Below are 25,809 nucleotides of genomic sequence, written 5' to 3' on the forward strand. Positions count from 1 at the left end.
CAGCCCGATTCCAGCCACATTCCAGCCCGGTCTTTTCCGGCCATTCCAGCAGGATGGCCGGAAACCGGGACGGGGGCGTCACACGAACCGGTTGACCCAGTTCTCCAGCATCTCCTGCCGCCCCGACCGCGGCTGCGGCTCCAGCCCTTCCCTGTCGACCCGGGCCGCGATCGTCTCCAGATCCGACCCCAGCATCGCCTGCGCCTCGGCGCTCTCCCAGCCGGCATACCGCTCCTTCAGCGCCTTCGCGAGCCCGCCGTCCTCGGTCATCGCCGCCGCGGCCAGCAGCGCCTTCGCGCAGATGTCGATGCCGCCGACATGCGCCGCGATCAAGTCCTGCGGATCGAGCGACTGCCGCCGGATCTTGGAATCGAAGTTGAACCCGCCCGTGGTGAGCCCGCCCGCCTTGAGGATGTAATAGATGGCGAGCGCCATCTCCGGCGCGTTATTGGGGAACTGGTCCGTATCCCATCCCGACTGATAATCGTTACGGTTCGCGTCCACCGACCCGAAGATCCCGAGCGCCGCCGCCGTGGCGATCTCGTGCTCGAACGAATGGCCCGCCAGCACCGCATGGCCGACCTCGATATTGACCTTCACCTCCTTCTCCAGCCCAAAGCGCTGGAGAAATCCGAACACCGTGGCGACGTCATAGTCGTACTGATGCTTCGTCGGCTCCTGCGGCTTCGGCTCGATAAGTATCGTGCCAGGAAACCCGATCTTGTGCTTGTAGTCGACCACCATCGACAGGAACCGCCCGGCATGGTCGAGCTCCTGCTTCATGTCGGTATTGAGCAGCGTCTCATACCCCTCGCGCCCACCCCAGAGCACATAATTCGCCCCCCCGAGCCGGTGCGTCACATCCAGCGCATCCTTCACCTGCGCCGCCGCATAGGCAAAGACGTCCGGATCGGGATTGGTCGCCGCGCCAGACATGAAGCGTCGGTTGGAGAACAGGTTGGCCGTGCCCCACAACAACCTTACGCCCGTCTCCTCCTGCTTCTTCGCGAAGATATCGGCGATCTCGCGCACATTCCGCGACGACTCCGCGAGGCTCCGGCCCTCCGGCGCCACGTCGCGATCGTGAAAGGTGTAGAACGGCGTCCCGAGGATCGAGAACATCTCGAAGGCGACATCCGCCTTCAGCCGCGCCGCCTCCATCCCGCCGTCGAACCACGGCCGCTCGAACGTCTGCCCCCCGAACGGATCGCCCCCCGGCCACGCGAAGGAATGCCAGTAAGCGACGGCGATCCTAAGCTGCTCCTCCATCGTCTTGCCGAGCACCACCCGCGCCGGCTCGTAATACCGGTAAGCAAGCGGGTCGTCGCTCTCCGGCCCCTCGAAGGGGACCTTGCCGATGCCGGCGAAGAAGTCGCTCATGTCCTGGCCTTTCGGTTGAGGCTTTACCAAGGCGGCCCGCGGCGCCTCCGCAAGGCCCAGTGTTCGTGGCTTGATCCCGCTCGGCGGCCGGATGACGCGCCCGCCGGCCTATGCTACGCTGGGGAGCGGGAAGCATATCGGCAACGTTCAGGATCGATACGTTGAAGTTCGTGCGCAAGCTCACCGACGCCGGTATGGACCACAACGCCGCCGAGGCGATCGCGGGCGGCTTCGCCGATCTGGACATTTCCGACGTCGCGACCAAGGGCGACATTCTCGTGGTGCGGTCCGACCTGCTTGCGAGCAAGTCCGAGCTGCAGTTCGCCCTCGCGGACGCGCGGACCGAGTTGAGGTCCGAGGTCAGCGCCCTAAAGAGGGATCTCGCCGACCTCAAGGCGGAGATGTTCCGCTTCATGCTCGTGCAGGCGCTGGGGATCGTCGGGCTGACGGTGACGCTCATCAAGGTCCTGCCCTAGCCCGCCGCCCCCTTGAGCGCCGGGTAGAGCGCCCGGTGCCGGACCAGCGCCTCGCGATACGAGGCGGCCAGCCCCGGGTCCGGCTCGATCACCCGAAGCGTCTCTGGCGCTGCGCAGACCTCGCGCGGGTCCGCCCCCTCCGCCGCGCAGAGCGCCAGCCGGGCCGCGCCGAGAGCCGCGCCGATGTCGCTGTCCGCGGCCAGCCGCAGCGGCCGGTCGAGCGCCGAGGCGATGATCCGCAGCCACGCCTCCGAGCGCGACCCGCCGCCCACGGCCAGCGCGCTCTCGAAATCCGTCCCCCCCGCGGCCAGCGCCGCCTGGCAGTCGGCGAAGGCGAAGGCCACGCCCTCCATCACCGCCTGCGCCAGATCCGCCGCGCCATGCGCCTGCGCCAGCCCGACGAAGGCCCCCCGCGCCGCGGGATCGTTGTGCGGCGTCCGCTCGCCCGACAGATAGGGCAGGAACGCCACCGGCGACGCCGCCGCCGGCGTTCCCACCGAGGCCGCCAGGTCGCGGGCGCTCTGGCCGGTGATCCGCGACAGCCATTCCAGGCTGTCCGCCGCCGACAGGATCACGCCCATCTGGTGCCACGTCTCCGGGATCGCGTGGCAGAACGCATGCACCGCGCCCGCGGTGTTCGGCGAGAACCTGGCGTTGGAGACGAAGAGCACCCCCGACGTTCCGATCGACACGAAGGCCGAGCCCGGGGTCACCACCCCCACGCCGCAGGCCGCCGCCGCGTTGTCGCCCGCGCCCCCGGCGACCACGACCGGCCCCGTCACGCCCCAGCGCCGCGCCAGCTCCGGCAGGAGCTCGCCCGAGGGCGCCGAGCCCTCGACCAGCCGCGGCATCTGCCCGCGGTTGAGCCCGGTCGCCTCCAGCAGGTCGTCCGACCAGTCCCGCGCCGCCACGTCGAGCCACAGCGTCCCCGAGGCGTCCGACATGTCCGAGACGTGGTGCCCCGTCAGCCGGAACCGCACGTAGTCCTTCGGCAGCAGCACCGCCGAGACATGCTCGAAGACCTGCGGCTCGTGCCGCGCCACCCAGACGAGCTTCGGCGCCGTGAATCCCGCCATCGCGATGTTGCCGGCCACCTCGCGCGAGCGCGGGAACGCCGCCTCGATCGCGGCGCATTCCGCCCCCGACCGTCCGTCGTTCCACAGGATCGCCGGCCGGAGCACCCGGTCGTCCGCGTCGAGCAGCACCGCGCCGTGCATCTGCCCGGAGAGCCCGATCCCGCGCAGGCCCGCGAGCCCGTGCTCCGCCGCCAGCCGGTCGACCGTGGCCTCGACCGCGCGCCACCAGGCCTCGGGGTCCTGCTCCGACCAGCCCGGCTGCGGCCGCGACACCTCGAGCGGCGCCGAGGCCTGGCCGATCAGCCGCTGGCGCGCGTCGAACAGCGCCGACTTCACCGAGGACGTGCCGATGTCGATGCCGAGATAGCTCATCGCCCGGCCCGCCCGCTCGGGGCGCGGCCTCCGTCCGTCGCTGTCATCCTGCGATCCTCCCGCGCATCGCCGCCGGCGCGGTCCCTTGTTGCCCGGAACCTGCCGCACACCATCCCCGCGCCGCCGCGCCTTGTCAATCGGCCGCCCGGCCGCCCTCCGCCCAAGACGCTGGTATCCTTGGCGAACCGCGCAGGCTCAGTCGATGAGCCCGCGCGCCCGATAGGCCGCCGCCGCGCCGGGATGGAGCGGAGCGACGAGGCCGCGGCGCGGCATCTCCACCGGGTCGAGCCCGGCCAGCGTCGGCTCGAAGCCGGCGAGCGCGGGCAGGTTGTCGAGGATCGCCCCGGTCACCGTCTCGACCTCGGCCTCCGGCACGTCGGCCCGCGTCAGCAGCGCCGCCCCGACGCCGAAGCTCGGCACGTCCGCGTCGACGCCGCGATAGAGCCCGCCCGGGATCGCCGTGGTGAAGAGCGCGGGATCCGCCGCCACCACGGCGTCGACCTCCGGCCCGGCGAGGGGGACCAGCGTCGCGCCGCAGCCGTCGACCGCCTCGCGGACGGCGAGCGCCGGGTGGCCGAGCGTCACGAAGAAGGCGTCGATCTGCCCCTGGCAGAGCGCGCTCACCGCCGCCGAGGTGGCGAGCGCCTGCGCCTCGAACGCGCCCTCGCGCCAGCCGAGGCGGGCGAGCAGCGCGTCGATCAGCGCCCGCTGGCCGCCGCCCTCCGGCCCCACGCTCACGCGCTTGCCGGCGAGGTCGGCGACGCCGGCGATCCCGGCGTCCGCCCGCGCCACCAGCGTCAGCGGCTCGGGGTAGAGCGCGGCGACGGCGCGCAGATCCGGGAACGCGCCCGTCTGCGCGAAGGGGCCCGTCCCGGGCAAGACGCCCGCCTCGGCGTCGGACTGGGCGATGGCGAGCTCGACCTCGCCGGCGCGCAGGGCCGCGAGGTTGGCGATCGAGCCCGCCGAGGGGACGGCCGAGCAGCGCAGGCCATGGTCGCGCCGGCCCTCGTTCACCACGCGGCAGAGGGCGACCCCCGCCGGGAAATAGGCCCCGGTCACGTCGCCGGTCGCCATGACCAGGACCAGCCCGTCGCCCTCCTCCGCCGCGCCGGCCGGAAGGCCGGCAAGAGAGAGCGCGAGGCCGAGAAGGGCGGTGCGGAGCAGGGTCATAGGGGCGGCCGTCCGGCGTTGGGGCGTCTCGTCCAAAGGGTAGCGCGGGGCCGGCCCTGCTTCCACCCCGCCGACCGACGGCGGGGCCCGATGTCGCCCGGTGCGACATAGGTCAAGCCATTGGAATGACTTGTGTGCTCAAGACATGCTGCAATCTCCCCAGCCGCGCGGGAGCGCCAGCGATCCGGAGGCCCCGGAGACAACAACGCCGGCGAGCCCCGAGGGCTGCCGGCGCGGCCGCGGCGCGGGGGCCTGAAGGCCCCCCGGAAAGGCTCACTCGACCTCGTTCGTCGCCTCGGCGTTCAGCTGGTCCCAGTTCTGCTGGCCGATGCGATCCATCAGGTCGAGCTGGGTCTCGAGGAAGTCCACGTGGCCCTCCTCGTCGGTGAGCAGCTCCTCGAAGATGTTCTTCGAGACGTAGTCGCGCACCTTCTCGCAGTAGTCGCGTGCTTCCTTGTAGAGCGTGACGGCGTCGAGCTCCGCGGCGAGGTCGGCCTCGACGGTCTCGCGCGGCGTCTCGCCGATGCGCAGCGGGTCGAGGGTCTGGAGGTTGGGATGGCCCTCGAGGAAGATGATGCGCGCGATCAGCTTGTCGGCGTGGCCCATCTCCTCGATCGACTCGGCGCGGGACTTCTTGGCGAGCTTGCCGAGGCCCCAGTCCTCCTGCAGCCGGTAGTGCAGCCAGTACTGGCTGACCGCGGTCAGCTCGCTGCGCAGGCCCTTGTTGAGGTACTCGATGACCCCCTTGTCACCCTTCATCGGTCGTCCCCTTCGATGCGGCCGCGGGGTGGATCGCCCGCGCACGGACAACCTACGGGAGCCCGGGGGGACCCGCAATATGGAATCGTTCTAAAACGGCCCTGCCTGTCCTCGGCTCAGGCCTCCTCGACGCTGCGCATCCGCGCCGTCCCGCGCAGGTTTCGCAGCTCCACCGGCACGGCGAAGTTCTCGTCGGCGCGCATGTGCTCGATGAAGAGCCGGATGCAGCCGCCGCAATCGGCGGCCTTGCCGAGCGCGCGGTAGATCTTGCCGGGAGTGATCAGGGTGAAGGGATCCGACGCCCGCATCCAGGCGATGGCCTGGCGGATGTCGCGGTCGGTGACGCCGGTGCAGGAGCAGACGATCACGGCCGGCGCCCGCCCGATCCGGGGGTCACGGCGATTCGGATGCGCTGCGTCACGGCGAATTCCCGACCGATTCAGTTGTCAGGGCAAACCTGACAGTTAAGGTCGGAAAAATCAAGCCTCAGGCGACGGCCCGCGACAGCGCGCAGCGCGACCACAGGCTGCCGAGGGCGGCGACCAGCCGGTCGAGGTCGGCGTCGTCGTGGAGCGGCGAGGGGGTGAAGCGCAGCCGCTCCGAGCCCTTGGGCACGGTGGGGTAGTTGATCGGCTGCACGTAGATGCCGAACTCGTCGAGCAGGATGTCGGAGATCATCTTGCACTTGACCGGGTCCTTCACCATCACCGGCACGATATGGCTGGGGTTCCGCAGGTGCGGGATGCCGATCGCGTCGAGCCGCTCGCGCAGGCGGGCGACCTGGCGGCGCTGGCGCAGGCGCTCGACCTGGCTGGCCTTGAGGTGGCGCACCGAGGCGCGGGCGCCGGCGGCTACGGCGGGGGGGAGCGCGGTGGTGAAGATGAAGCCGCTCGAGAAGCTGCGCACGAAGTCGACGAGCGCGGCGGAGCCGGCGATGTAGCCGCCGACGACGCCGAAGGCCTTGCCGAGCGTGCCCTCGATCAGGTCGATGCGGTCCATCAGCCCGCGCTCCTCGGCGACGCCGCCGCCGCGGGGACCGTAGAGGCCGACGCCGTGGACCTCGTCGAGATAGGTCATCGCGCCGTGGCGCTCCGCGACCTCGACGATCTCCTCGATGGGGGCGATGTCGCCGTCCATGGAGTAGACGCTCTCGAAGGCGACGATCTTCGGCCGGTCGGGGGCGATGGCCGCGAGCTGGCGGTCGAGGTCGGCGGGGTCGTTGTGCCGCCAGATCCGCCGCTCGGCGCGGGAATGGCGGATGCCCTCGATCATCGAGGCGTGGTTGAGCGCGTCCGACAGGATCACCGCGCCGGGCAGGCGGGCGCCGAGGGTGCCGAGGCTCGCCCAGTTCGAGACGTAGCCGGAGGTGAAGAGGAGCGCCGCCTCCTTGCCGTGCAGGTCGGCGAGCTCGGCCTCGAGCAGCACGTGGTCGTGGTTGGTGCCGGAGATGTTGCGGGTGCCGCCGGCGCCGGCGCCGCAGCGGTCGAGAGCCTCGTGCATGGCCGCGAGCACGTCCGGGTGCTGGCCCATGCCGAGATAGTCGTTCGAGCACCAGACGGTGACCTCGCCCCGGCGATCCCCCGCATGGCGGACGGCGGCGGGGAAGGCCCCGGCGCGGCGCTCCAGCTCGGCGAAGACCCGGTAGTTGCCTTCGGCCTTCAGGGCGTCCAGCTGCTCGCGGAACAGCGCGTCGTAGCTCATCGCTTGCGTCCTTCGTTCGCCGCGCAGCGCGGCAGCCGTGGGACGGCGCCGGAACGGGCGGGGGCCCGGCGCGTCTCCGGTTCGATCGGGCGCCGGGGCGCGAAAGTCAACCTTCCCGCCCGGCGAAGCAGCTTCTGTTCACGCGTGAAAATTCGGCAAGCCATTGATTTCCCGTGAGTCGACCACGACAAAAGTTGGAGCCCGGGCGCCGCCTCCGCGGGGGCGCGCCGGGTCGGGATCGCTCGAAGGGTCGGCTGGCGCATCCCCCCTGCTAGCCCGGCGGGGGTTACCGCGTCGTTGATGCGGATCAACCTTGCCCCGGTGGCCGCGCGTCGGGCCGGCCGGCCAGGGCGAAGGACGCGGAGCGGTTGGGGGCGGAGAGGTGCAAGCTCGAAGTGAGTCGAACGGCGCCGCGAATGCGGCGCTATATTTGCGCGCACACAAAAATGATCGAGATGCCGCCCGTCCGCATCTGGCCCCTGCGAACGCTCCGACGCTCGGGGCTATTCCGCCGCGTGCAGCCCCTCCTCCGGGGCGTCGAGGAGCGGCGTGTCGAGCCCCTCGATCGCCGGCAGCGCCTTGCCCATGATGCCCTGCAGGTCGCCGTAGAGGCCGTAGGTGGCGTCGAGCACCCCCGAGATCTGCATCTCGCGGCGGGCCCACAGCTTCTGCATGGTCCGCTTCTCGCGGTCGAGATCGGCCGCCATGTCGGTGAACCGCTCGGCGATCGCCTCGACCCGGTGCCGGAAGCGCGGGCTCCGCAGGTAGTCGTAGACGAGCTCGGTCTTGGTGCCGAGCCCCTCCTGCTGCGCCCGCACCGCCGCGAGGTCGCGCAAGGCGCCGCGCAGCGCCGCCGCCAGCGGCAGGGCCAGCGCCGGCGGCGCGACCCAGATCCCGTCGACGAGCCCGAAGCCGTCGTGCCCCTTCGGCAGCGCCTCGGAGATCAGCACCGCGACCTCGGCCCCGAGCCCGCGCTGGTCGGCGCGGAGCTTGGCGAGCCAGCCGTCCTGCCAGACGCGGGCGCGCTTGGTCTCCCACAGGATGACGCCGGCGCGACCGCCGCCCGGCGCGGCGACGCGCTGGACCACGTCCGCCCCGGCGACGCCCTTGCCCACCGGCTCGATGGCGTCGGCCGGAAAGCGCCCGGCGAGCGCCGCCTCGAGGTCGAGCTCCAGCACCTCGCCCTGGAGCTGCTGGCTGCCCTGCTCGGCCCGCCGCTTCAGCTCGTCGATCGTGCGCTGCATCCCGGCGATCAGCTGCTCCTTCTCGGCGACCTTCAGCCGCATCGCCTCCTCGGCCTGCGCCCGCGCCGCGCCCTGCGCCGCGGCGAGGCCCTCGGTCACCCGCTTCTCGATCGTGAGGTCGAGCTCGCGCCGCGCCTCCTCGAGCGCGCGCCCGCGCCGCAGCGCCTCGGCCTGCGCCGCCTGCGCCTCTGCGAGCTTGCCCCGCATCGCCGCGACCTCCGCCGCCGCGCCGGCCGCCGCCTCGGCGGCGAGCCGCGTCCGTTCCGCCTCGACCCGCGCCGCGACCTCGCCGTCGAGCCCCGCCTGCGCCCGCGCCACCGCCGCCTCGCGCGAGGCGATCTCCTTGCGCTCGGCGGCGAGCAGCGGCGCGGCCAGCGACTGGGTTAGCGGGATGGCGGTCCCGCAGCAGGGGCAGGTCAGGATGGGTTCGGACATGGCGCGCCTCGGGCAAGCGGATCTGTCCCACCCATAGTGGCCGTTCTTTTTTCGTTCGACAAGGGCTTGCGCGAGGATGGGTAACCCGGCGCGCCGGGGCGCTTCCGCCGGCGGCGCGGCGCGTGGTAGAAGGGGTTCCCGACAGGAGAGGTCAGGATGCCGGAGACAGGCCGGAACCCCGGCGCCGTCCCGCCGCTGGTCCGGTCGCGACCCGGTGGCGCGCTGGAGGGCGGCGCGGAGGAGGCGGCGATGCGCAGGCTCGGCTGGGGGCAGGTCTTCCGCCTCGGGCTCGTCCAGATGGCGATCGGGTCGATCGTGGTGCTGACGACCTCGACGCTCAACCGGGTGATGGTGGTCGAGCTGTCGCTGCCGGCCATGCTGCCGGGGGCGCTGGTCGGGCTCTACTACGTCCTGCAGCTGACCCGGCCGAACTGGGGCTTCCGCTCCGACGCGGGCGGAGCGCGGACGCCGTGGATCCTCGGCGGCGTCGTGCTGCTCGCGCTCGGCGCCATGACCGCGACGCTGGCGGTGGCGCTGCTGCCGGCGCGGCCCGGGGCGGGGATCGCTCTGGCGGCGACGGGGTTCGTGGCGATCGGCTTCGGGGCCGGGGCGGCGAGCACCTCGCTGCTCGCGCTCCTCGCCGTGGCGGTGGCCCCGGCGCGGCGGGCGGCGGCGGCGACGATCGTCTGGCTGATGATGATCCTCGGCACGGCCCTGACCGCGACCGGCGTCGGCGCGACGCTCGACCCCTACTCGCCGCGGCGCCTCGTCGAGGTGGTGGCCGTCGTGCTGGTCGCCGCGGTGGCGGCGGCGACGGTCGCGCTGGCCGGGATCGAGCGCGGGCTGGGCGTCGGGGCGGCGGAGCGCGAGCGGACGCCGTTCCGGGTCGCGCTGGCGCAGGTCTGGGCCGAGCCGCGGGCGCGCGCCTTCACGCTGCTGATCGCGCTGTCGATGACCGCCTACTTCATGCAGGAGCTGATCCTCGAGCCCTTCGCCGGCCATGTCTTCGGCTTCACCCCGGGGCAGTCCACCGCGATGGCGGGGTTGCAGAACGGCGGGGTGTTCGTCGGGATGCTCGCGGTCGGCGCGGCGGTCAGCGGCTTCGGGATCGGCTCGCTGCGGGCGTGGACGGCGGCGGGGTGCCTCGGCTCGGCCGCGGCGCTGGCGGCGATCGCCGCGGCGGGGCTCGCCGGGCCGGGCGCGCCGCTCCGGGTCGCGGTCGCGGGGCTCGGGGTCGCCAACGGCGTCTTCGCGGTGGCGGCGGTCGGCGCGATGATGCAGCTCGCCGGCGAGGGGCGCGCCGGGCGCGAGGGGACGCGGATGGGCCTCTGGGGCGCGGCGCAGGCGCTGGCCGCCGGCTTCGGCGGCTTCGTCGGGGCGGCCGCCGCCGACGTGGCGCGGCGGCTGACGGGCTCGCCGGCGGAGGCCTATGGCGCCGTCTTCCTCGCCGAGGCGGCGCTCTTCGTGCTGGCGGCCGGGCTGGCGCTCCGGGTCATCGACGCGCGGCCCCGGCAAGATCGCTTGCGCGGGGCGGCGGCGATCGTGGAGGATGGCGGCGCCGGGCCGAGTCCGGCCCGCGGAGGAGAGAGCCCATGACGCTGGAAGACGCGAGCCGGCCGGGAGACGCCGTCAAGGACGCAGGCTGCGGCTGCGGCTGCGCCTCAGAGCGCGCCGACGCGAAGGCGGATTGCCTCGACGCCTGCGAGAAGGCCTACAACGCCTGCCTGGCGAATGCCGGCAGCGACCTCGAGAAGGCCGCCTGCCACGCCAGCTACAACAAGTGCATCACCGACTGCTGAGGCATTCCCCCGGCGGTGGCGGAGTGCGGCCCTCGTGGGGGCAAGCGGCGTGACATGGCGTGGTAACACGCGTGATATCCAAGTTAAAGTGCTGAAATCAAATGATAATCCTGGCGGCGTCAACCTTCCGGCACACTGCACGACAGTGGAGAGGAAGCCCGGCCCGAGGCTGGCCGCGACGCCGACGCCAGACGGATTTGACCCGTGGCAAATCCGTCCGCGATCGCCCCTGCGGGGGGCGAGCGCGATTCCGCGCTCGCCGGGGCGATCACGGACGGATGGCGCGCTCCCGGAGAAATCGGCGCCCCTCACGGCTTCCGCGCCAACGCGCTCCAGCCGTCGGCGCGGCGAAAGCCGTGCTTTCGCCTGTCGCGCCGGGCCTCGCGGGCAAGCCCGCTTCGGTCGGTCGGTCGGTCGGCGCGCGCCCCGTGGATCCAGCAGAGCAGACAGGTGTCGTGCAGTGGGACCTTCCGGTCGCGAAGGTTGACGCTTCCCGACGCGGCGCAGGCGGCAGGGGCCGGCGTCAGCCGGCGCCCTCCGCCTCGACCGCGGCCAGGAAGGCGGCGCCGAAGCGCTCCGTTCTCTGCGGGTCCATGCCGACGATCCGGGCGAGGGCGGCGAGGTCGCGGGGGCGGGCCTCGGCGATCCGCGCCAGCGTCGTCGCGGCGCAGCTGAGCGGCTTGCCGCCGCCGTCGGGGCCGCGGGCGAGCGCGACCTGGGCCGCGTGCAACCGGTCGAAGAGCGCGCCGCCGCCCGAGGCGGCGAGCCGCACCCGCGCCGGGTGCGTGGGCGCCGGGGGCGCGCCGTTCAGGACGGCGAGGAAGTCGTCGCCGTAGCGCGCCAGCTTGGCGGCGCCGACGCCGGAGATGCGTCCGAGCCCGTCGAGCGTCCCGGGGCGCTGGGTCGCCATCTCGATCAAGGTGCGGTCGGTGAAGACGATATAGGCCGGCATCCCGGCCGCGTCGGCGAGCGCGCGGCGCTTCGCCTTGAGCGCGGAGAGCAGCGCCTCGTCCTCCTCGGCGACCAGCGCCACCGGCTCGCGGCGGCTCGGGGAGCGGGCGACGGAATCGGCGCGCAGCTCCAGCGGGGTCTCGCCGCGCAGGATCGGCCGGGCCTCCTCGGTCAGCCGCAGCGCGCCGTGGCGGGCGGGGTCGGGGCGGATGAGGTCGAGGCCCATCAGCTGGCGGAAGATGGTCTTCCACTGCGGCGCGGTGAACTCCCTGCCGACGCCGAAGGTCGGCAGCCGCTCGTGGCCGCGGCGGGTGACCTTCTCGGTCGCGTCGCCGCGCAGGATGGCGATCAGGTGCTCGGCCCCGAAGCTCTCGCCGGTGCGCAGGATCGCCGAGAACGCCTTGCGCGCCGCCTCGGTGGCGTCGAAGAGCGGCGGCTTCTCGGCGCAGAGGTCGCAGTTGCCGCAGGGCGGGTCGAGGCGCTCGCCGAAATAGGCCAGCAGCGTCTGGCGGCGGCAGCGCGGGGCCTCGGCGAGGCCGAGGAGCGCGTTCAGGCGGCGGTGGTCGGCGGCCTTGCGCTCCGGCGGGGCCTGGCCCTCGTCGATCTGGGCGCGGCGCAGGCGGATGTCGTCGGGGCCGTAGAGGGTCAGCGTCTCGGCGGGGGCGCCGTCGCGGCCGGCGCGGCCGATCTCCTGGTAGTAGCCCTCGATCGACTTCGGCAGGTCGGCGTGGGCCACGTAGCGGATGTCGGGCTTGTCCACCCCCATGCCGAAGGCGATGGTGGCGCAGACGATCAGCCCGTCCTCGCGCTGGAAGCGGGTCTCGGCGGCGCGGCGCGCCTCGGGGTCGAGGCCGGCGTGGTAGGCGAGCGCGCTGTGGCCGGCGGCGTTGAATGCCTGCGCGAGGCTCTCGGTGCGGGCGCGGCTGGCGCAGTAGACGATGCCGGAGCGGCCGCGGCGGGCGGCGACGAAGTCCATCAGCTGCCGCCGCGGCTCGTGCTTGGGCCGGAAGGCGAGGGTCAGGTTCGGGCGGTCGAAGCCGCGCAGGAAGGTGGCGGGCTCCCGCCCCTCGAAGAGGCGCGTGACGATCTCGGCGCGGGTCTCGGCGTCGGCGGTGGCGGTGCAGGCGACCGTCTGCACGCCGCCGAGGCTCGCCCGGAGCGCGCCGATGCGCAGGTAGTCGGGGCGGAAGTCGTGGCCCCACTGGCTGACGCAATGCGCCTCGTCGACCGCGAGGAGCGCGACGCGGATGCGCTTCAGGAGCGCCGCCGTGCCGGGCGCCGCCAGCCGCTCGGGGGCCATGTAGAGGAGCTTCAGCCGCCCGGCGTCGAGCGCGTCGAAGGTCTCGTCCGTCTCCTCGCGCGTCGATTGCGAGGTGAGCGCCCCGGCGGCGACGCCCGCGGCCTGGAGCGCGCGGACCTGGTCGCGCATCAGCGCGATCAGCGGCGAGACGACGAGGGTGACGCCGGGCCGGGTGAGCGCGGGGAGCTGGTAGAGCAGCGACTTGCCGCCGCCGGTCGGCATGATGGCAAGGACGTCGCGGCCGGCCTCGACGGCCGTCACGATCTCCTCCTGCCCGGGGCGGAAGTCGGGGAAGCCGAAGACCTCGGCCAGCAGCGCGCGGGAGTCGCCGCTCGCGCGGTTAAGGGCGGTGCTCACCTCGGGGCCGGCTCCTTCGGGCATGTCGCGGGGAGTCTAGGGCGCGGGGCCGGGAATGTCTCCGCCCCCGCGGCGGTCGGCTTAACGCGGCCGGTCATGCCAGGGACCGGAGCAGCGTCAGCGTGGCCGCGCCATAGCGGCGGGCGTCGAGCAGGGCGAAGCCCGCGGGCGGCGTGACCGCGCCGCCCTCCTCCCAGGCGACGAGCGCGCCCGGCGCGAGCCAGCCGCCGGCGCGGGCGGCGGCGAGGGCCTGCTCGCCGAGGCCGCGGCCATAGGGCGGGTCGAGGAAGACCAGGCCGAAGGGCGCGGCCTTGCGCGGGCCGAGGCGGGTCGCGTCGGCGGCGATCACCTCGGTCTCGGCCGCGGCCCTCAGCCGGGCGATGTTGGCGGCGAGGAGCGCCAGCGCCGGGCGGCCGGTCTCGACGAAGGCAGCGTGGACCGCCCCCCGCGACAGCGCCTCGAGCCCGAGCGCGCCGGTGCCGGCGAAGAGGTCGAGGACCCGCGCTCCCGTGACCGGGTCGCCGTAAGGGCCGTGGGCGAGCAGGTTGAAGAGCGCCTCGCGCGCCCGGTCGGAGGTCGGGCGCAGCCGCGCGGCCGGGTCGCCGGCGCCGGGCTCGGCGAGCCTCGTGCCGCGGCGGGACCCGCCGACGATGCGCATCAGCCGAGCGCCTTGAGGTCGGCGGCCGGGTCGGCGAGCGCGTCCGGGTCGGGCGAGACGCCGGCCTCGATCCAGCGCTTGCCGGTCATGTAGGCGCGCGGGTCGTTCATCGCGTCGACGGCGAGCAGCCGCGGCCCGGCGTAGTACCAGACCGACTCCGCCCCCGGCCGCGCCCCGGGCCGGACGATGGTGCGGTCCCAGCCGGCGTTCAGCCCGGCGATCTGCAGCTTTACGTCGTACTGGTCGGACCAGAACCACGGCTTCGCCGCATAGGGGACGGGCTGGTCGAGCATGGCGCTCGCGACGGCCTCGGCCTGCTCGATGGCGTGGGGGACGCTCTCCAGCCGGATGCGGCGGCCCTCGTGCGGGAAGCTCGCGCAGTCGCCGGCGGCGAAGATCGCCGGGTCGGAGGTGCGGCCCTCGGCGTCGACGGCGACGCCGTTCTCGACGGCGAGGCCCGCCGCGGCCGCGAGCTCGACGTCCGGGGCGACGCCGATGCCGACGAGGACGAGATCCGCCGGGAGGATCTCGCCGCCGGCGAGCTCGACGCCGGTCGCCCGCCGCTCGCCGGTCACCCGGACGAGCGCCGCGTCCTCGCGGATCGCCACGCCGTGGCCGCGGTGGAGGGCGCGGAAGTAGTCGGCCGTGGCCGGCGCGGCGACGCGGGCGAGGATGCGGGGGGCGGCCTCGATCAGCGTCACGGAGAGGCCGGCGCCGACCAGCACGGCGGCGGCCTCGAGCCCGATATAGCCGCCGCCGACCACGACCGCGCGGGCGCCGGGGACAAGCCGCGTGGCGAGCAGGTCGGCGTCGGCGAGGCTGCGCATCGTCAGGACGCCGTCGAGATCGCCGCCGATCGCGGCAGGCAGGCGGCGGGGCGTCGAGCCGGTGGCGAGCGCCAGCCGGTCGTAGCCGAGGCGCGTCCCGTCGGCGAGCGCCACCTCGCGGGCGGCGCGGTCGATGGCGGTCGCGGCGACGCCGGTGACGAGCGCGATCCCCTCGGCCTCGTAGAAGCTCGGCGGGCGCAGGTGCAGGCGCTCGCGGGCCATCTCGCCCTTGAGGTAGGCCTTGGAGAGCGGCGGGCGCTGGTAGGGCGGCTCGGGCTCGGCGCCGACGAGGGTCAGCGGCCCGCGATGGCCGAGGGCGCGCAGGCGCGCGACCAGCGATGCGCCGGCCTGGCCTGCGCCGACCACGACGATGCGGGCGGTCTCGGCGTCCATCGGGCTCCTCGTCTGGCCATGGGGCGACGCCCCGTCTATATGGGCCGGGGAACCCCCTGCAACCTCGAAAGGCCGCTGCCATGACCCTTGCCGTCGGCGACAAGCTTCCCTCCGCGACCTTCGTCGAGATGGGGCCCGAGGGGCCGCGCGAGGTGGACGCCGCCTCCGTCTTCGCCGGCAGGCGCGTGGCGTTCTTCGGCCTGCCCGGGGCCTATACCGGCGTCTGCTCGACCCGCCACATCCCGAGCTTCATCCGCGTCGCGCCGGCCTTGCGGGAGAAGGGGATCGACGAGATCGTCTGCATCGCGGTCAACGATCCCTTCGTGCTCGGGGCCTGGGGCGAGGCGACCGGGGCGACCGAGGCGGGGATCCGGCTGCTCGGCGACGCCGGCTCGGATTTCGTCCGGGCGATCGGGCTCGAGTTCAGCAACCCGTCGCGCGGGTTCCACAATCGCTCGAAGCGCTATGCCGCCCTTGCCGAGGATGGCGTGGTGAAGGTGCTGAACGTCGAGGCCAACCCCGGCGCGTGCGAGCTGAGCGGCGGCGAGGCGCTGCTCGAGGCCATCTGACCCCCGGCGGAAAGATGCCCCACAGCGGGACATGCGGCACCCCTTTGGTTTGACGGAGCAATCCGGAAGACCGGAAGCTATCCGCAGGCCGGAGCGGCGCCCGGTCGGCCGTCGCGGGACTGACCGACTCGCGTCGAGAAGCGGCGGCCGGCGGGGTCCGGGCGCGCGCGGGAGGCCGGACGGGAATGGCGCGCCCCATCCCCGACGGAAGCGACGGCGCGTCATGCAAGCCCCGTCCCGGCGCGTCCGCGCCGGGAGAGGGCGGGAGCCGCGAGCCGAGCCTTGGCCTTCCACGTCCGCCATCCCTTCCTGACCGAGGCCGACCGGCCCGACGCCTGGACCTTCTCCGGGCTGTTCCTGCTCGAGTCGATCGCGCGGGCCTCGCTCGTCACCGTGCTGCCGCTCACCGTCTATGCCGCCTTCCGCGACAAGCAGACGGTCAGCCTCGTCTATACCTGCGTCTCGCTGGCGGCGCTCGGGGTCAGCTTCGCCATCCCGACGCTCGTCCGCACCCTGTCGCGGCGCTGGACCTACACGCTCGGCGCCTGCCTGATCGGGCTCTGCGCCACGCTCGTGGGCTTCGGCGCCGGCTGGTCGCTGCCGCTGGCGCTCCTCGCGCGGACCTCGGGCGCGGCGATGCTCAACGTCACGCTCAGCCTCTACATCCTCGACAACATCGCCCGGCAGGACCTCGTCCGCTCCGAGCCGCTGCGGCTCGGGGTCGCCACGCTGGCCTGGTCGGCCTGCCCCTTCGCCGGGGTCTGGCTGATGCAGCGCGCCGGCGTCGCCGCGCCGGCGCTCCTGAGCCTCGCCGCCGTGGCGACGCTGCTGGCCGCGTTCTGGACGCTGCGGCTGCGCGAGGGCGGCCCGATCCGCCCCGGCCCGTCGCGCATCCCGCCGCGGCCGCGCCACCCGATCGCCGCGGTGCGCCGCTTCGCCGCGCAGCCGCGGCTGCGCCTCGCCTGGACGATCGCCTTCGCCCGCTCGGCCTTCTGGGTGACCTTCTTCATCTACATCCCGATCCTGATGGTCGAGGGCGGCCTCGGGCCGACCGCCGGCGGCCTCGCCGTGGCCGCGGGCAACCTGATGCTGCTCAACAACCTCGTGCTGCGCCGCCTCGGCGGCCGGCTGTCGGTGCGGCGGGTGATCGGCGTGGCCTTCCTCGCCGCGGGGGCGCTCACCCTCGTCTCCGGTCTCGCCAGCCTCGCCTCGCCGGCGGCGGCGGGCGCGGCGATGGTGGCGGGGGCGTTCTTCGTCGCCATGCTCGACGGGCTCGGGCCGATCCCCTACCTGCGCGCCGTGCGCGCCCACGAGCGCGAGGCGATGACCACGGTCTACCGCACCTATCTCGACGCCTCCGAGCTGCTGCCGCCGCTCGCCTACTTCTTCCTGCTGCAGGTCGCGGGCTTCGCCGGCGCCTTCGCCGGCCTCGCCGTGCTGCTCGCCGCGGTCGGGATCCTGTCGCTCCGCCACCTGCCGCGGGGCCTGTGAGGCTCCCGATTGCCGGCGCCCGCCGGCTGCGCCAGAGTGCCGCCGGGCGACGCGGAGGAAGGGGCATGACCGGACGGCTGCATCTGGAGGACCTCCGCGAGGGCCAGCGCTTCGTCAGCGCTGCGCGGACGATCGACGCGGGGGAGATAAAGGCCTTCGCCCGCGACTTCGATCCGCAGCCGTTCCACCTCGACGAGGCGGCGGCCGCGGGCTCGTTCTTCGGCGGGCTGGCGGCGAGCGGCTGGCACACCGCGGCGCTGACCATGCGGCTCCTCGTCGACAGCCTGCCCTTCGCGGGCGGGATCATCGGCGCCGGCGGCGAGCTCTCGTGGCCGCGGCCGACGCGGCCCGGCGACACGCTCCACGTCGAGGCGGTGGTGGAGAAGGTCACCCCCTCCCGCTCCCGCCCGGACCGCGGCATGGTGGCGATGCGCATCGAGACGAGGAACCAGGACGGCGAGACCGCCCAGCTCTTCCGCGTCAACGTCATGGCCTTCCGCCGGCCGGCGACCGCTCCGTCTTCCTAGCCCCCGAACCTCCTGGCCCCGAACGCATCCGTTCATCGGTCCGCGGAAAGCTGTCGAAATTCCGCCGCCCGTTCACACATCGGCAATCTCCGGGCCGAATACCTGTCGAGCCGACGACGATGATGACCAATGCGAGCGAACCAGACCCTTGCGCTCCTGATAGACGGCGACAACGTATCGTCGAAGGTCGTCTGCGGGTTGCTTGCCGAGGTCGCGACCTACGGCACGGCGAGCGTGAAGCGGATCTACGGCGACTGGACCCAGCCGAACCTGAGCGGGTGGAAGGATTGCCTGCTCGAGCATTCGATCCAGCCGGTTCAGCAATTCGCCTACGTCACCGGCAAGAACACGACCGATGGCGCGATGATCATCGACGCGATGGACCTGCTCCACACCGGTCGATTCTCCGGGTTCTGCATCGTCTCCAGCGACAGCGATTTCACCCGCCTCGCGGCCCGCGTCCGCGAGCAGGGCATAACGGTCTACGGCTTCGGCGAGCGCAAGACGCCTCGCTCCTTTGTCACGGCCTGTGACAGGTTCGTGTACTTCGACCTCCTGGCCGCGCCCAGGGTCGAACCCGGCGCCGAACGGGGCGAGGCGCGGGCTTCCGGCGTCACGGTGCTGCCGACGGCTCGCCTCGCGCCTGCGCCCGCGGCGGTTCCCCTCAAGGCTCCTCTCGACCGCAGGGCGATCGGCATCCTTGCTGAGGCGATCCGTGCGACGGCCGGGAACGACGGGCGGGCGAATCTCTGTAGTGTCGGGGCACATCTGTCCAAGCAGGCTCCGGGCTTCGATGCCCGCAAATACGGATTTGCACGGCTCTCGGATTTGGTGAAGGCTTCGGGCATCGTCGAGGTGGAGCTCGTCGGGCAGGGGCCGATTGTGGTTCGCCTCAAAGCCGATAGTCACAAGGCGGTTCCGACAAGCCTGCCGGCAGCGGCCGCCAAGCCCTGAGCCCGGCTTCGGGCCGCGAACGGCTCGCTCGGTCGTCTGCCCGAACCCCACCCCATTGGCGCGCCGGCCCGAGCCTGTATAACCGCCTCCGACCGGAGCCGGACGGACGCGCCTTGAACGACACTCCCTCGCCGATGATGGCGCAATACCTCGGCATCAAGGCCGACCATGCCGACGCGCTGCTCTTCTACCGCATGGGCGACTTCTACGAGCTGTTCTTCGACGACGCCGTCGCCGCCTCCGCCGCGCTCGACATCGCGCTGACCAGGCGCGGGCTGCACCAGGGCGGGGACATCCCGATGTGCGGGGTGCCCGTCCACGCCGCCGACGGCTACCTGCTGACGCTGATCCGCAAGGGCTTCCGCGTCGCCGTCTGCGAGCAGATGGAGGACCCGGCCGAGGCGCGCAAACGCGGCGCGAAATCCGTCGTGCGCCGCGAGGTCGTCCGCGTCGTCACCCCCGGCACCCTGACCGAGGACAGCCTGCTCGAGCCCCGCCGCGCCAACTGGCTCGCCGCCTATGCCGAGCTGCGCGGCGAGGGCGCCTTCGCCTGGGCCGACGTCTCGACCGGCGAATTCGCCGTCGCCGCCTGCCCCCGCGCCCGCCTCGGCCCGATGCTCGCCCGCCTCGCCCCCCGCGAGGTCCTCGTGCCGGAGACGCTGGAACCCGAGCTGCGCGAACTCGTCGCCGAGGCCGGCGCCGTCGCCGCGCCCCTCGCCCGGTCGAGCTTCGACAGCGCGTCGGGCGCCGCCCGCACCGCCGCGCTCTTCGGCGTCGCCTCGCTCGACGCCTTCGCCGCCTTCGACCGCGCCGAGACCGCCGCCCTCGGCGCCCTAGTCGACTACCTCGAGCTGACCCAGAAGGGCCGCCTCCCCCTCCTGCGCCCGCCGGTCCGCGAGACGCCGGGGGGCACGATGGCGATCGACGCCGCCACCCGCCGCAACCTGGAGCTCGTCCGCGCCCTCGACGGCGGCCGTGAGGGCTCCCTCGTCGCCGCCATCGACCGCACGCTGACCGGCGCGGGCGGCCGCCTCATCGAAGCCCGCGTCTCCGCCCCCTCGACCGACGTCGCGCTCCTCTGCGCCCGCCAGGGCGCCGTCGCGCATCTCGTCGACGACCCCGACCGCCTGCGGAGCTTGCGCGAGGCGCTCCGCCGCGCGCCCGACCTCGAACGCGCCCTCGCCCGGCTCGCCCTCGACCGCGGCGGCCCGCGCGACCTCGCCGCGGTCCGCGACGCGCTCGCCGCCGCAGGCCGCCTGCGCGAAGCCCTCCTCGCCGACCCGCCCGCCACGCCGCCCGAAGCCCTGACCGCCGCCGCCGCCTCGCTCGTCGGACCGGCCGGCCTCGAAGCCCGCCTCGCCGCCGCCCTCGTCGACGAACCGCCGGCGCTCCTGCGCGACGGCGGCCTCGTCGCCCACGGCTACGACGCCGAGCTCGACGACACCCGGCGCCTGCGCGACCAGGGCCGCGGGGTCGTCGCCGAGCTGCAGGGCGAGTACGTGCGCGAGAGCGGCATCGCGGCGCTGAAGATCCGCCACAACAACGTGCTCGGCTACCACATCGAGACCCCGGCGACCCACGCCGAGAAGATGCTGTCGCCGCCGCTCTCGGCCCTCTTCGTCCATCGCCAGACCACGGCGAACGCGCTGCGCTTCACCACGCTGGCGCTGGCCGAGATCGAGAAGCGCATCCTCGGCGCCGCCGACGCCGCGCTCGCCATCGAGCGCCGGGTGTTCGGCGAGCTGCGGGCCGCGATCCTCACTGAAGCGGGGCGGCTCGGGGCGCTGGCGCGCGCGACGGCGGAGGTCGACGTCGCCTGCGGGCTCGCCGACCTCGCCCGCGCCGAGGCGTGGGTCGCGCCGGAGATCGTCCCCGGCCGCGCCTTCGAGGTCGCCGGCGGCCGGCACCCGGTGGTCGAGGCGGCGCTGCGGCGCTCGGGGGCGGCCTTCGTCGCCAACGACTGCGAGGCCGGGGCCGACGGGCCGGGCGCGCGGCCGCTCTGGCTGATCACCGGGCCGAACATGGCCGGCAAGTCGACCTTCCTGCGGCAGAACGCGCTGATCGCCATCCTCGCGCAGATCGGGGCCTTCGTGCCGGCCGCCTCGGCGCGGATCGGCGTCGTCGACCAGCTGTTCAGCCGGGTGGGCGCGGCGGACGACCTCGCGCGCGGGCGGTCGACCTTCATGGTCGAGATGGTCGAGACCGCGGCGATCCTGAACCAGGCCGGGCCGGGGGCGCTCGTCATCCTCGACGAGATCGGCCGCGGCACGGCGACCTATGACGGGCTCTCGATCGCCTGGGCGGTGCTCGAGCACCTGCACGACGTCAACCGCTGCCGGGCGCTCTTCGCCACCCATTACCACGAGCTGACCGCGCTCGCCGCGAAGCTGCCGGGGCTGCGCAACGCCACGGTGGCGGTGCGGGAGTGGAAGGGCGAGGTGGTGTTCCTGCACGAGGTGCGCGAGGGCGCGGCGGACCGCTCCTACGGCGTGCAGGTCGCCCGGCTCGCCGGCCTGCCGCCCGCGGTGCTCGACCGCGCCCGGACGATCCTCGGCATGCTGGAGAAGGGCGAGCGCGAGCCCTCGGCGCGCGCCCGCGCGCTGCTCGACGACCTGCCGCTCTTCAGCGCCGCCGCCGCGGCGCCGCCGCCCGCGGCCGCTCCGGCGCCCTCGGCCGTCGAGGACCGGCTGCGCGCCGTCCATCCCGACGAGCTGACGCCGCGCGAGGCGCTGGCGCTCCTCTACGAGCTGCGGGGGATGCTCGGGGGGTGACCGCGGCCGCATCGCCCGAGACGACGGCGCGCGGCCCTGCTATAGTGCCGGCAAAACACGGTCCCGAACGAGGCACGGGCATGCGCCGGATCAGGCTCGCGATCTTTCCGCTGTTGTGCGCCGCCGCGCTCGTCGCGCCGCCGGCGGGGCGCACCCAGACGGCGGACCAGGCCGAGGCCAACGCCCTCGCCGCGGCGCTGGCCGCCGCCGACGCCGCCGACTGGCCGGCCGCCGACGACCTCGCCGCCGGGCTAGACGACGCCGTCGCCGCCGACGTGGTGCTGTGGATCCGCCTGCGCGAGGGCGCGGGGACCTGGGACGAGCTGAGCGGCTTCCTCGCCCGCGAGCGCGGCTGGCCGGGCCTGTCGCCGATCCGCCGCCACGCCGAGCGGGCGATGCCCGCCAGCCTGACGGCCCCCGAGGTGATCGCCTTCTACGCCGGCGAGCCGCCGCTGACCGGCGCGGGCTCGCTGCGCTACGCCGCGGCGCTCGCCGCCTCGGGGCGCCAGCCGGAGGCCGACGCCGAGATCCTGCGGGTCTGGCGCGAGGTCCCGGTCGGCGCCGCCGACCAGGCCTCGCTCCTCGCCGCCCACGAGGCCCTCGTCGAGCCGCTGGTGGTCGAGCGCCTCGACATGCTGCTCTGGCGCGGCCTCGGCGCCGAGGCGGAGGCGCTGATCCCGCGCGCCCCGGAGGGCTGGCGGAAGCTCGCCAAGGCCCGCATCGCCGTCCGCCGCGACACGGACGGCCTCACCGCGGCGGTGAACGCCGTGCCCGCCTCGCTGAAGGACGACCCCGGCCTCGCCTACGAGCGCTACCTCTACCGGGTGACCCGCAACCGCGCCGACGAGGCGGAGGCGTTCCTGATCGCGCGCTCCACCTCGGCCGCGGCGCTCGGCCGTCCCGACATGTGGATGAAGGGCCGCGCCGACATGGCCCGCAAGGCGCTGCGCCGGGGCGACGTGGCGAGCGCCTATGCGCTGGCCGCGGCCAACTACGGGAACGCCGCCTCCGGCGCGGACTACGCCGACGCGGAATGGGTGGCGGGGTTCATCGCGCTGACCCGGATGGACGACCCCGACGCAGCGGCCGCGCATTTCGTCCGTTTCCGCGAGGCGGTCGCCACCCCGATCAGCCTCGGCCGCGCCGGCTACTGGCTCGGGCTCGCCGAGGCGGCGCGCGGCGACGACGCGGCGGCCATGGCGGCCTGGACCGAGGGCGGGCGCTACCAGACGAGCTTCTACGGCCAGCTCTCCGCCGAGCGGGCCGGCCTGTCGCCCGACCCGGCGCTTGCCGGCGACGCGGCGGCGCCGCGCTGGCGCGGGCGGCAGTTCGCGCTCGGCTCGGTGGTGCAGGCGGCGCAGCTCCTCGAGCTCGCCGGCGACGACGTGCGGGCGACGCTGTTCTTCCGGCAGGCGGGCGAGGGCCAGACGCCGCGGCTGCGCGCGGCGCTGGCGCAGATGGCCGCCGACCTCGGCCGGCCCCACCTCGCCGTGCGCATCGCCAAGGACGCGGCCGCCGACGGGGTGATCCTGCCGAGCCAGTACTACCCCCTCCACGCCATCGCCGCCGGATCCTGGCCGGTGCCGACGGAGCTCGCGCTGGCGATCGCCCGGCAGGAGAGCGAGTTCAATCCCGAGGCGGTCAGCGCCGCCGGCGCGCGCGGGCTGATGCAGCTGATGCCGGCGACCGCCGAGGAGGTCTCCGGCAAGCTCGGTGTGCCCTTCGAGCAGGCGCGGCTGACCGCTGACCCGCTCTACAACGCCACGCTCGGCACCGCCTATCTGGCGCGGATGCTGCGGGCCTATGACGGCTCCTACGTGCTGACCGCCGCCGCCTACAACGCCGGCCCGGGGCGGGTGCGCGAGTGGCTGGCGGCGAACGGCGACCCGCGCGATCCCGGGGTCGACGCGGTGGCCTGGATCGAGGCGATCCCGTTCGAGGAGACGCGGAACTATGTCATGCGGGTGATGGAGAGCCTGCACGTCTACCGCGCCCGCCTCGGCGGGCAGGTGGCGCCGATCCGCCTCGCCTCGGACATCCACGTCGCCGGGTAGGGGCTGTCGGGCGGAGTCGGGGCGTGTTCACGCGTGAATATTCGCCAAGCCATTGATTTCGTGTAATCGTAAACGGGACCTTGCGCGTCGCGCCTGCACGACAGTGGAGAGAAACCCCGGTCGGGAGAGTGCGGGACGGTGACGCCAGACGGATTTGACCCGTGGCAAATCCGTCCGCGATCGCCCCTCGGGGGGCGAGCGCGATTCCGCGCTCGCCGGGGCAATCACGGACGGATTGCGCGCGACGGAGAAATCTGGACCCCTGACGGCTTCCGCGCCACCGCGCTCCAGCCGTCGGCGCGGCGAAAGCTTTGCTTTCGCTTGTCGCGCCGCAGCCTCGCGGGCAGAGCCCGCTTCGGTCGGGGGGAGCGACGCGGGCTCGGGCGGCGACCGGCTCCTGTCGTGTAGTGTGGCGTCGCGCGAGGCCGTCCGGACCGGTCTGTCCGGTTCGACGACATGGATCGCGGAACCTGCCGGTCGCATGGGCGGCGCCGGACTCGCTTGATCTGTCCCGTTTTTGATCGCGGGGCCGGCCTGGCCGCCCGGGAGAGCCGGCGACGCCGGGCGGCCGCCGGACCCCGCCTCACGCCTCCGCCGCCGCCTCCAGCGCCGGGTAGCGGCGGGCGAGGGTGGCGGTGCGGGCGAGGTTCAGCACGGTGAGCGCCGCCCAGAGGCCGTGGTTGCCGAGGGTCGGGATCAGCACGGCGAGGGAGGCGGCGTAGATCGCCACCGAGACCAGCGCCGCGTCGCGCATGTCGCGGGTGCGGGTCGCGCCGATGAAGACGCCGTCGAACATCCACGCGGCGACGCCGACCAGCGGGCCGAGGACCAGCCAGGGCAGGTAGGCGCGCGCCTCGGCCCGCACCTCCGGCGCGGTGCTCATCAGGTCGATGACCGGCGGGCCGGCCAGCGCGATGGCGAGCGCGATCAGCACGGCGCCGGCGAAGGCCCATTCCGAGGCGAGGATGGCGCCGCGGCGCAGCTCGGCGCGGCGCCGGGCGCCCATGGCCTGCCCGACCAGCGACTCGGCGGCGAAGGCGAAGCCGTCGAGGGCGTAGGCGGTGACGGAGAGGAACTGGAGGAGGATCTGGTTCGCCGCCAGCGTGACGTCGCCGAGGCCGGCGCCGAGGAACAGGAAGGTGGTGAAGCTCGCCTGAAGGACCACCGAGCGGACGAGGATGTCGCCGTTGACCGCGGCCATGCGGGCGAGCCGGGCGCGGTCGAAGACCCGCGGCCAGTCGCGCCACTGCCGCCCGGCGAAGGCGGGGCGGCAGAGCCAGAGGCCGAGGGCGAGGCCGGACCACTCGGCGATCAGCGTCGCGGCCGCGACGCCGGGCACGCCCCAGTGCAGGTGGAGCACGAACCAGACCGAGAGCACGACGTTGAGGCCGTTCTGCGCGAGCTGGAGCAGGAGCACGGCGCGGGTGCGCTCGAGCGCGATCAGCCAGCCGGTGACGGCGTAGAGCGCGATGGTGGCGGGGGCGCCCCAGATGCGGATGGCGAGATAGGCGCGGCCCAGCGCCTCGACCTCCGCCGAGGCGGGGGCGAGGCGGAAGGCGGCCCAGAAGATCGCGCCCTGCCCGAGGATGAAGACGAGCCCGGCGGCGAAGGCGACGAGGAGGCCGCGCATCAGGAGCGCGCCGGTCTCGGCGACGTCGCCCGCGCCCTTGGCCTGCGCGACGAGGCCGGTGGTGCCCATGCGCAGGAAGCCGAACACCCAGTAGATCGTCGCGAGGATGATCGCGCCGATGCCGACGGCGCCGATCGGCGCCGCCTGGCCGAGCTGGCCGACGACGGCGGTGTCGACCGCGCCGAGGAGCGGGATGGTGGCGTTCGAGAGCACGATCGGCAGGGCGATCGCCAGCACCCGGCGGTGGGTTATCGGGACGGGGGTCGGCGGGGCCGTCGGGGCGGGCGCGGGCGTGGCCATGGAGGGCGGCGGCTCACGCGCCGTTCGGGGCCATGAGGAAATGCCCGGTCGCCTGGGCGAAGAGGCGGCTGCGGTTGTCCTGCCAGGCCTCGACATGGACGGAGGCGTAGCGGCGGCCCATGCGGTTGACGCGGGCGCGGGCGTAGCCGTCGCGGGGCAGGCCGGAGCGCAGGTAGTCGACGGTGAAGTCGATGGTCTTCGGCAGCGGCGGGAACTCGCCGCGGTCGATCGCCTCGGCGTCCGCGCCGCCAGATTCCATGCGCTCCCAGACCTGCGCCCAGGCGAGCTCCATGATCGCGGCGATCTCGAGGAACGAGCCGATGGCGCCGCCGTGGAGCGCCGGCAGGATCGGGTTGCCGATCAGCTTCTCGTCGTAGGCGAGGCGCGAGGTCAACTCGTCGCCCTTGCGCTCGAAGGTGACGCCGAGGAAGCCGGCATAGGGCACCGCCTCGACCATGCGGGCGAGGGCGGCGTCGCGGCGCTGCTTGACGACCTGGACCGGCTCGGGGGCGCGCGGGCTCATGCGGCGGGTCGCTCCACGGTGAAGGCGCCCGCCATGGCCGCGACCGCGTCCTCGGGCGAGCGGGTCCAGGCATGGGCGCGGACGAAGGCGAC

Annotated in this window: 21 protein-coding genes; 9 read left to right on the plus strand and 12 right to left on the minus strand. The window is 73.9% G+C overall.

Features of this window, described 5'->3' with window-relative positions:
* Positions 1-78 precede the first annotated feature (78 nt).
* Positions 79-1,380, minus strand: coding sequence for a xylose isomerase (xylA, locus tag KBB57_RS13005; protein ID WP_290750842.1), 1,302 nt, complete (start codon positions 1,378-1,380; stop codon positions 79-81).
* Between the two features lie 161 nt (positions 1,381-1,541).
* On the opposite strand from xylA, the gene KBB57_RS13010 reads away from it, so the two are divergent.
* The gene (locus KBB57_RS13010; RefSeq protein ID WP_290750844.1) at positions 1,542-1,856 is read left to right on the plus strand and encodes a hypothetical protein; all 315 of its coding nucleotides are present in this window, start codon (positions 1,542-1,544) and stop codon (positions 1,854-1,856) included.
* Here KBB57_RS13010 and xylB read toward each other — a convergent pair.
* The 6 genes from xylB to KBB57_RS13040 form a co-directional block, all read right to left on the minus strand.
* Positions 1,853-3,304, minus strand: coding sequence for a xylulokinase (gene xylB, locus KBB57_RS13015; RefSeq protein ID WP_290750846.1), 1,452 nt, complete (start codon positions 3,302-3,304; stop codon positions 1,853-1,855). The two genes, KBB57_RS13010 and xylB, sit on opposite strands and share 4 nt — an antisense overlap.
* A gap of 195 nt (positions 3,305-3,499) precedes the next feature.
* Positions 3,500-4,474 (minus strand): TAXI family TRAP transporter solute-binding subunit, encoded by a 975-nt coding sequence (locus tag KBB57_RS13020; RefSeq protein WP_290750849.1) that lies wholly within the window; start codon positions 4,472-4,474, stop codon positions 3,500-3,502.
* Positions 4,475-4,747: 273 nt separating this feature from the next.
* Positions 4,748-5,233, minus strand: coding sequence for a bacterioferritin (gene bfr / locus KBB57_RS13025; RefSeq protein WP_290750851.1), 486 nt, complete (start codon positions 5,231-5,233; stop codon positions 4,748-4,750).
* A 116-nt stretch (positions 5,234-5,349) separates the two neighbouring features.
* Positions 5,350-5,601 carry a (2Fe-2S)-binding protein gene (locus KBB57_RS13030; protein ID WP_290750854.1) on the minus strand — a complete coding sequence of 84 codons (252 nt, stop codon included), beginning with the start codon at positions 5,599-5,601 and terminating at the stop codon, positions 5,350-5,352.
* Between the two features lie 118 nt (positions 5,602-5,719).
* Positions 5,720-6,934 carry a 5-aminolevulinate synthase gene (hemA, locus tag KBB57_RS13035; protein WP_290750857.1) on the minus strand — a complete coding sequence of 405 codons (1,215 nt, stop codon included), beginning with the start codon at positions 6,932-6,934 and terminating at the stop codon, positions 5,720-5,722.
* Between the two features lie 503 nt (positions 6,935-7,437).
* On the minus strand, positions 7,438-8,613 hold the full coding sequence (locus tag KBB57_RS13040) for a DUF2130 domain-containing protein (protein WP_290750860.1): 1,176 nt from the start codon (positions 8,611-8,613) through the stop codon (positions 7,438-7,440).
* A gap of 249 nt (positions 8,614-8,862) precedes the next feature.
* Between KBB57_RS13040 and KBB57_RS13045 the strand changes: the two genes are divergently transcribed.
* Positions 8,863-10,209, plus strand: coding sequence for a BCD family MFS transporter (locus KBB57_RS13045; RefSeq protein ID WP_290750893.1), 1,347 nt, complete (start codon positions 8,863-8,865; stop codon positions 10,207-10,209).
* Positions 10,206-10,412, plus strand: a complete 207-nt coding sequence (locus KBB57_RS13050; RefSeq protein WP_290750862.1) for a hypothetical protein — start codon at positions 10,206-10,208, stop codon at positions 10,410-10,412. The genes KBB57_RS13045 and KBB57_RS13050 overlap by 4 nt, the downstream gene beginning before the upstream one ends.
* 523 nt (positions 10,413-10,935) lie before the next feature.
* Here the strand turns inward: KBB57_RS13050 and recQ are convergent.
* The 3 genes from recQ to KBB57_RS13065 form a co-directional block, all read right to left on the minus strand.
* Positions 10,936-13,020: a DNA helicase RecQ gene (gene recQ / locus KBB57_RS13055; RefSeq protein WP_290750865.1), complete on the minus strand. Its 2,085-nt coding sequence runs from the start codon at positions 13,018-13,020 to the stop codon at positions 10,936-10,938.
* 94 nt (positions 13,021-13,114) lie between these two features.
* Positions 13,115-13,678, minus strand: coding sequence for a 16S rRNA (guanine(966)-N(2))-methyltransferase RsmD (gene rsmD / locus KBB57_RS13060; protein WP_290750867.1), 564 nt, complete (start codon positions 13,676-13,678; stop codon positions 13,115-13,117).
* Entirely contained in the window at positions 13,678-14,898 is a 1,221-nt protein-coding gene (locus KBB57_RS13065) for an FAD-dependent oxidoreductase (RefSeq protein WP_290750870.1), read from the minus strand. Before KBB57_RS13065 ends, rsmD begins: the two co-directional genes overlap by 1 nt.
* Before the next feature lie 80 nt (positions 14,899-14,978).
* Between KBB57_RS13065 and KBB57_RS13070 the strand changes: the two genes are divergently transcribed.
* The 6 genes from KBB57_RS13070 to KBB57_RS13095 all read left to right on the plus strand — a co-directional run bounded on the left by KBB57_RS13070 (position 14,979) and on the right by KBB57_RS13095 (position 23,264).
* On the plus strand, positions 14,979-15,467 hold the full coding sequence (locus tag KBB57_RS13070) for a peroxiredoxin (RefSeq protein WP_290750873.1): 489 nt from the start codon (positions 14,979-14,981) through the stop codon (positions 15,465-15,467).
* A 282-nt stretch (positions 15,468-15,749) separates the two neighbouring features.
* Positions 15,750-16,958 carry an MFS transporter gene (locus tag KBB57_RS13075; RefSeq protein ID WP_290750876.1) on the plus strand — a complete coding sequence of 403 codons (1,209 nt, stop codon included), beginning with the start codon at positions 15,750-15,752 and terminating at the stop codon, positions 16,956-16,958.
* A gap of 65 nt (positions 16,959-17,023) precedes the next feature.
* Positions 17,024-17,485, plus strand: coding sequence for a MaoC family dehydratase (locus KBB57_RS13080; RefSeq protein WP_290750877.1), 462 nt, complete (start codon positions 17,024-17,026; stop codon positions 17,483-17,485).
* A 129-nt stretch (positions 17,486-17,614) separates the two neighbouring features.
* Positions 17,615-18,439 (plus strand): NYN domain-containing protein, encoded by an 825-nt coding sequence (locus tag KBB57_RS13085; RefSeq protein WP_290750880.1) that lies wholly within the window; start codon positions 17,615-17,617, stop codon positions 18,437-18,439.
* Positions 18,440-18,573: 134 nt separating this feature from the next.
* Complete coding sequence (gene mutS / locus KBB57_RS13090) at positions 18,574-21,210, plus strand: DNA mismatch repair protein MutS (RefSeq protein ID WP_290750896.1); 2,637 nt, start codon at positions 18,574-18,576, stop codon at positions 21,208-21,210.
* Between the two features lie 80 nt (positions 21,211-21,290).
* Complete coding sequence (locus KBB57_RS13095; protein WP_290750882.1) at positions 21,291-23,264, plus strand: lytic transglycosylase domain-containing protein; 1,974 nt, start codon at positions 21,291-21,293, stop codon at positions 23,262-23,264.
* Positions 23,265-23,847: 583 nt separating this feature from the next.
* Here KBB57_RS13095 and KBB57_RS13100 read toward each other — a convergent pair.
* Both KBB57_RS13100 and KBB57_RS13105 read right to left on the minus strand, forming a co-directional pair.
* On the minus strand, positions 23,848-25,194 hold the full coding sequence (locus KBB57_RS13100) for an MATE family efflux transporter (RefSeq protein WP_290750885.1): 1,347 nt from the start codon (positions 25,192-25,194) through the stop codon (positions 23,848-23,850).
* A 13-nt stretch (positions 25,195-25,207) separates the two neighbouring features.
* A complete protein-coding gene (locus KBB57_RS13105) occupies positions 25,208-25,717 on the minus strand; it encodes a PaaI family thioesterase (RefSeq protein WP_290750888.1) in 510 nt (169 codons plus the stop codon).
* Between the last annotated feature and the right edge of the window lie 92 nt (positions 25,718-25,809).

This window comes from Amaricoccus sp., from assembly GCF_017993425.1.
GTDB lineage: Bacteria > Pseudomonadota > Alphaproteobacteria > Rhodobacterales > Rhodobacteraceae > Amaricoccus.

Bases quoted from the DNA above. Each gene is read 5' to 3' on its own strand.
- xylA (WP_290750842.1), bottom strand. From the start codon at position 1,380: ATGAGCGACTTCTTCGCCGGCATCGGCAAGGTCCCCTTCGAGGGGCCG.
- xylB (WP_290750846.1), bottom strand. From the start codon at position 3,304: ATGAGCTATCTCGGCATCGACATCGGCACGTCCTCGGTGAAGTCGGCG.
- KBB57_RS13020 (WP_290750849.1), bottom strand. From the start codon at position 4,474: ATGACCCTGCTCCGCACCGCCCTTCTCGGCCTCGCGCTCTCTCTTGCC.
- bfr (WP_290750851.1), bottom strand. From the start codon at position 5,233: ATGAAGGGTGACAAGGGGGTCATCGAGTACCTCAACAAGGGCCTGCGC.
- hemA (WP_290750857.1), bottom strand. From the start codon at position 6,934: ATGAGCTACGACGCGCTGTTCCGCGAGCAGCTGGACGCCCTGAAGGCC.
- KBB57_RS13040 (WP_290750860.1), bottom strand. From the start codon at position 8,613: ATGTCCGAACCCATCCTGACCTGCCCCTGCTGCGGGACCGCCATCCCG.
- KBB57_RS13045 (WP_290750893.1), top strand. From the start codon at position 8,863: ATGCGCAGGCTCGGCTGGGGGCAGGTCTTCCGCCTCGGGCTCGTCCAG.
- KBB57_RS13050 (WP_290750862.1), top strand. From the start codon at position 10,206: ATGACGCTGGAAGACGCGAGCCGGCCGGGAGACGCCGTCAAGGACGCA.
- rsmD (WP_290750867.1), bottom strand. From the start codon at position 13,678: ATGCGCATCGTCGGCGGGTCCCGCCGCGGCACGAGGCTCGCCGAGCCC.
- KBB57_RS13065 (WP_290750870.1), bottom strand. From the start codon at position 14,898: ATGGACGCCGAGACCGCCCGCATCGTCGTGGTCGGCGCAGGCCAGGCC.
- KBB57_RS13070 (WP_290750873.1), top strand. From the start codon at position 14,979: ATGACCCTTGCCGTCGGCGACAAGCTTCCCTCCGCGACCTTCGTCGAG.
- KBB57_RS13080 (WP_290750877.1), top strand. From the start codon at position 17,024: ATGACCGGACGGCTGCATCTGGAGGACCTCCGCGAGGGCCAGCGCTTC.
- KBB57_RS13085 (WP_290750880.1), top strand. From the start codon at position 17,615: ATGCGAGCGAACCAGACCCTTGCGCTCCTGATAGACGGCGACAACGTA.
- mutS (WP_290750896.1), top strand. From the start codon at position 18,574: ATGATGGCGCAATACCTCGGCATCAAGGCCGACCATGCCGACGCGCTG.
- KBB57_RS13095 (WP_290750882.1), top strand. From the start codon at position 21,291: ATGCGCCGGATCAGGCTCGCGATCTTTCCGCTGTTGTGCGCCGCCGCG.
- KBB57_RS13100 (WP_290750885.1), bottom strand. From the start codon at position 25,194: ATGGCCACGCCCGCGCCCGCCCCGACGGCCCCGCCGACCCCCGTCCCG.
- KBB57_RS13105 (WP_290750888.1), bottom strand. From the start codon at position 25,717: ATGAGCCCGCGCGCCCCCGAGCCGGTCCAGGTCGTCAAGCAGCGCCGC.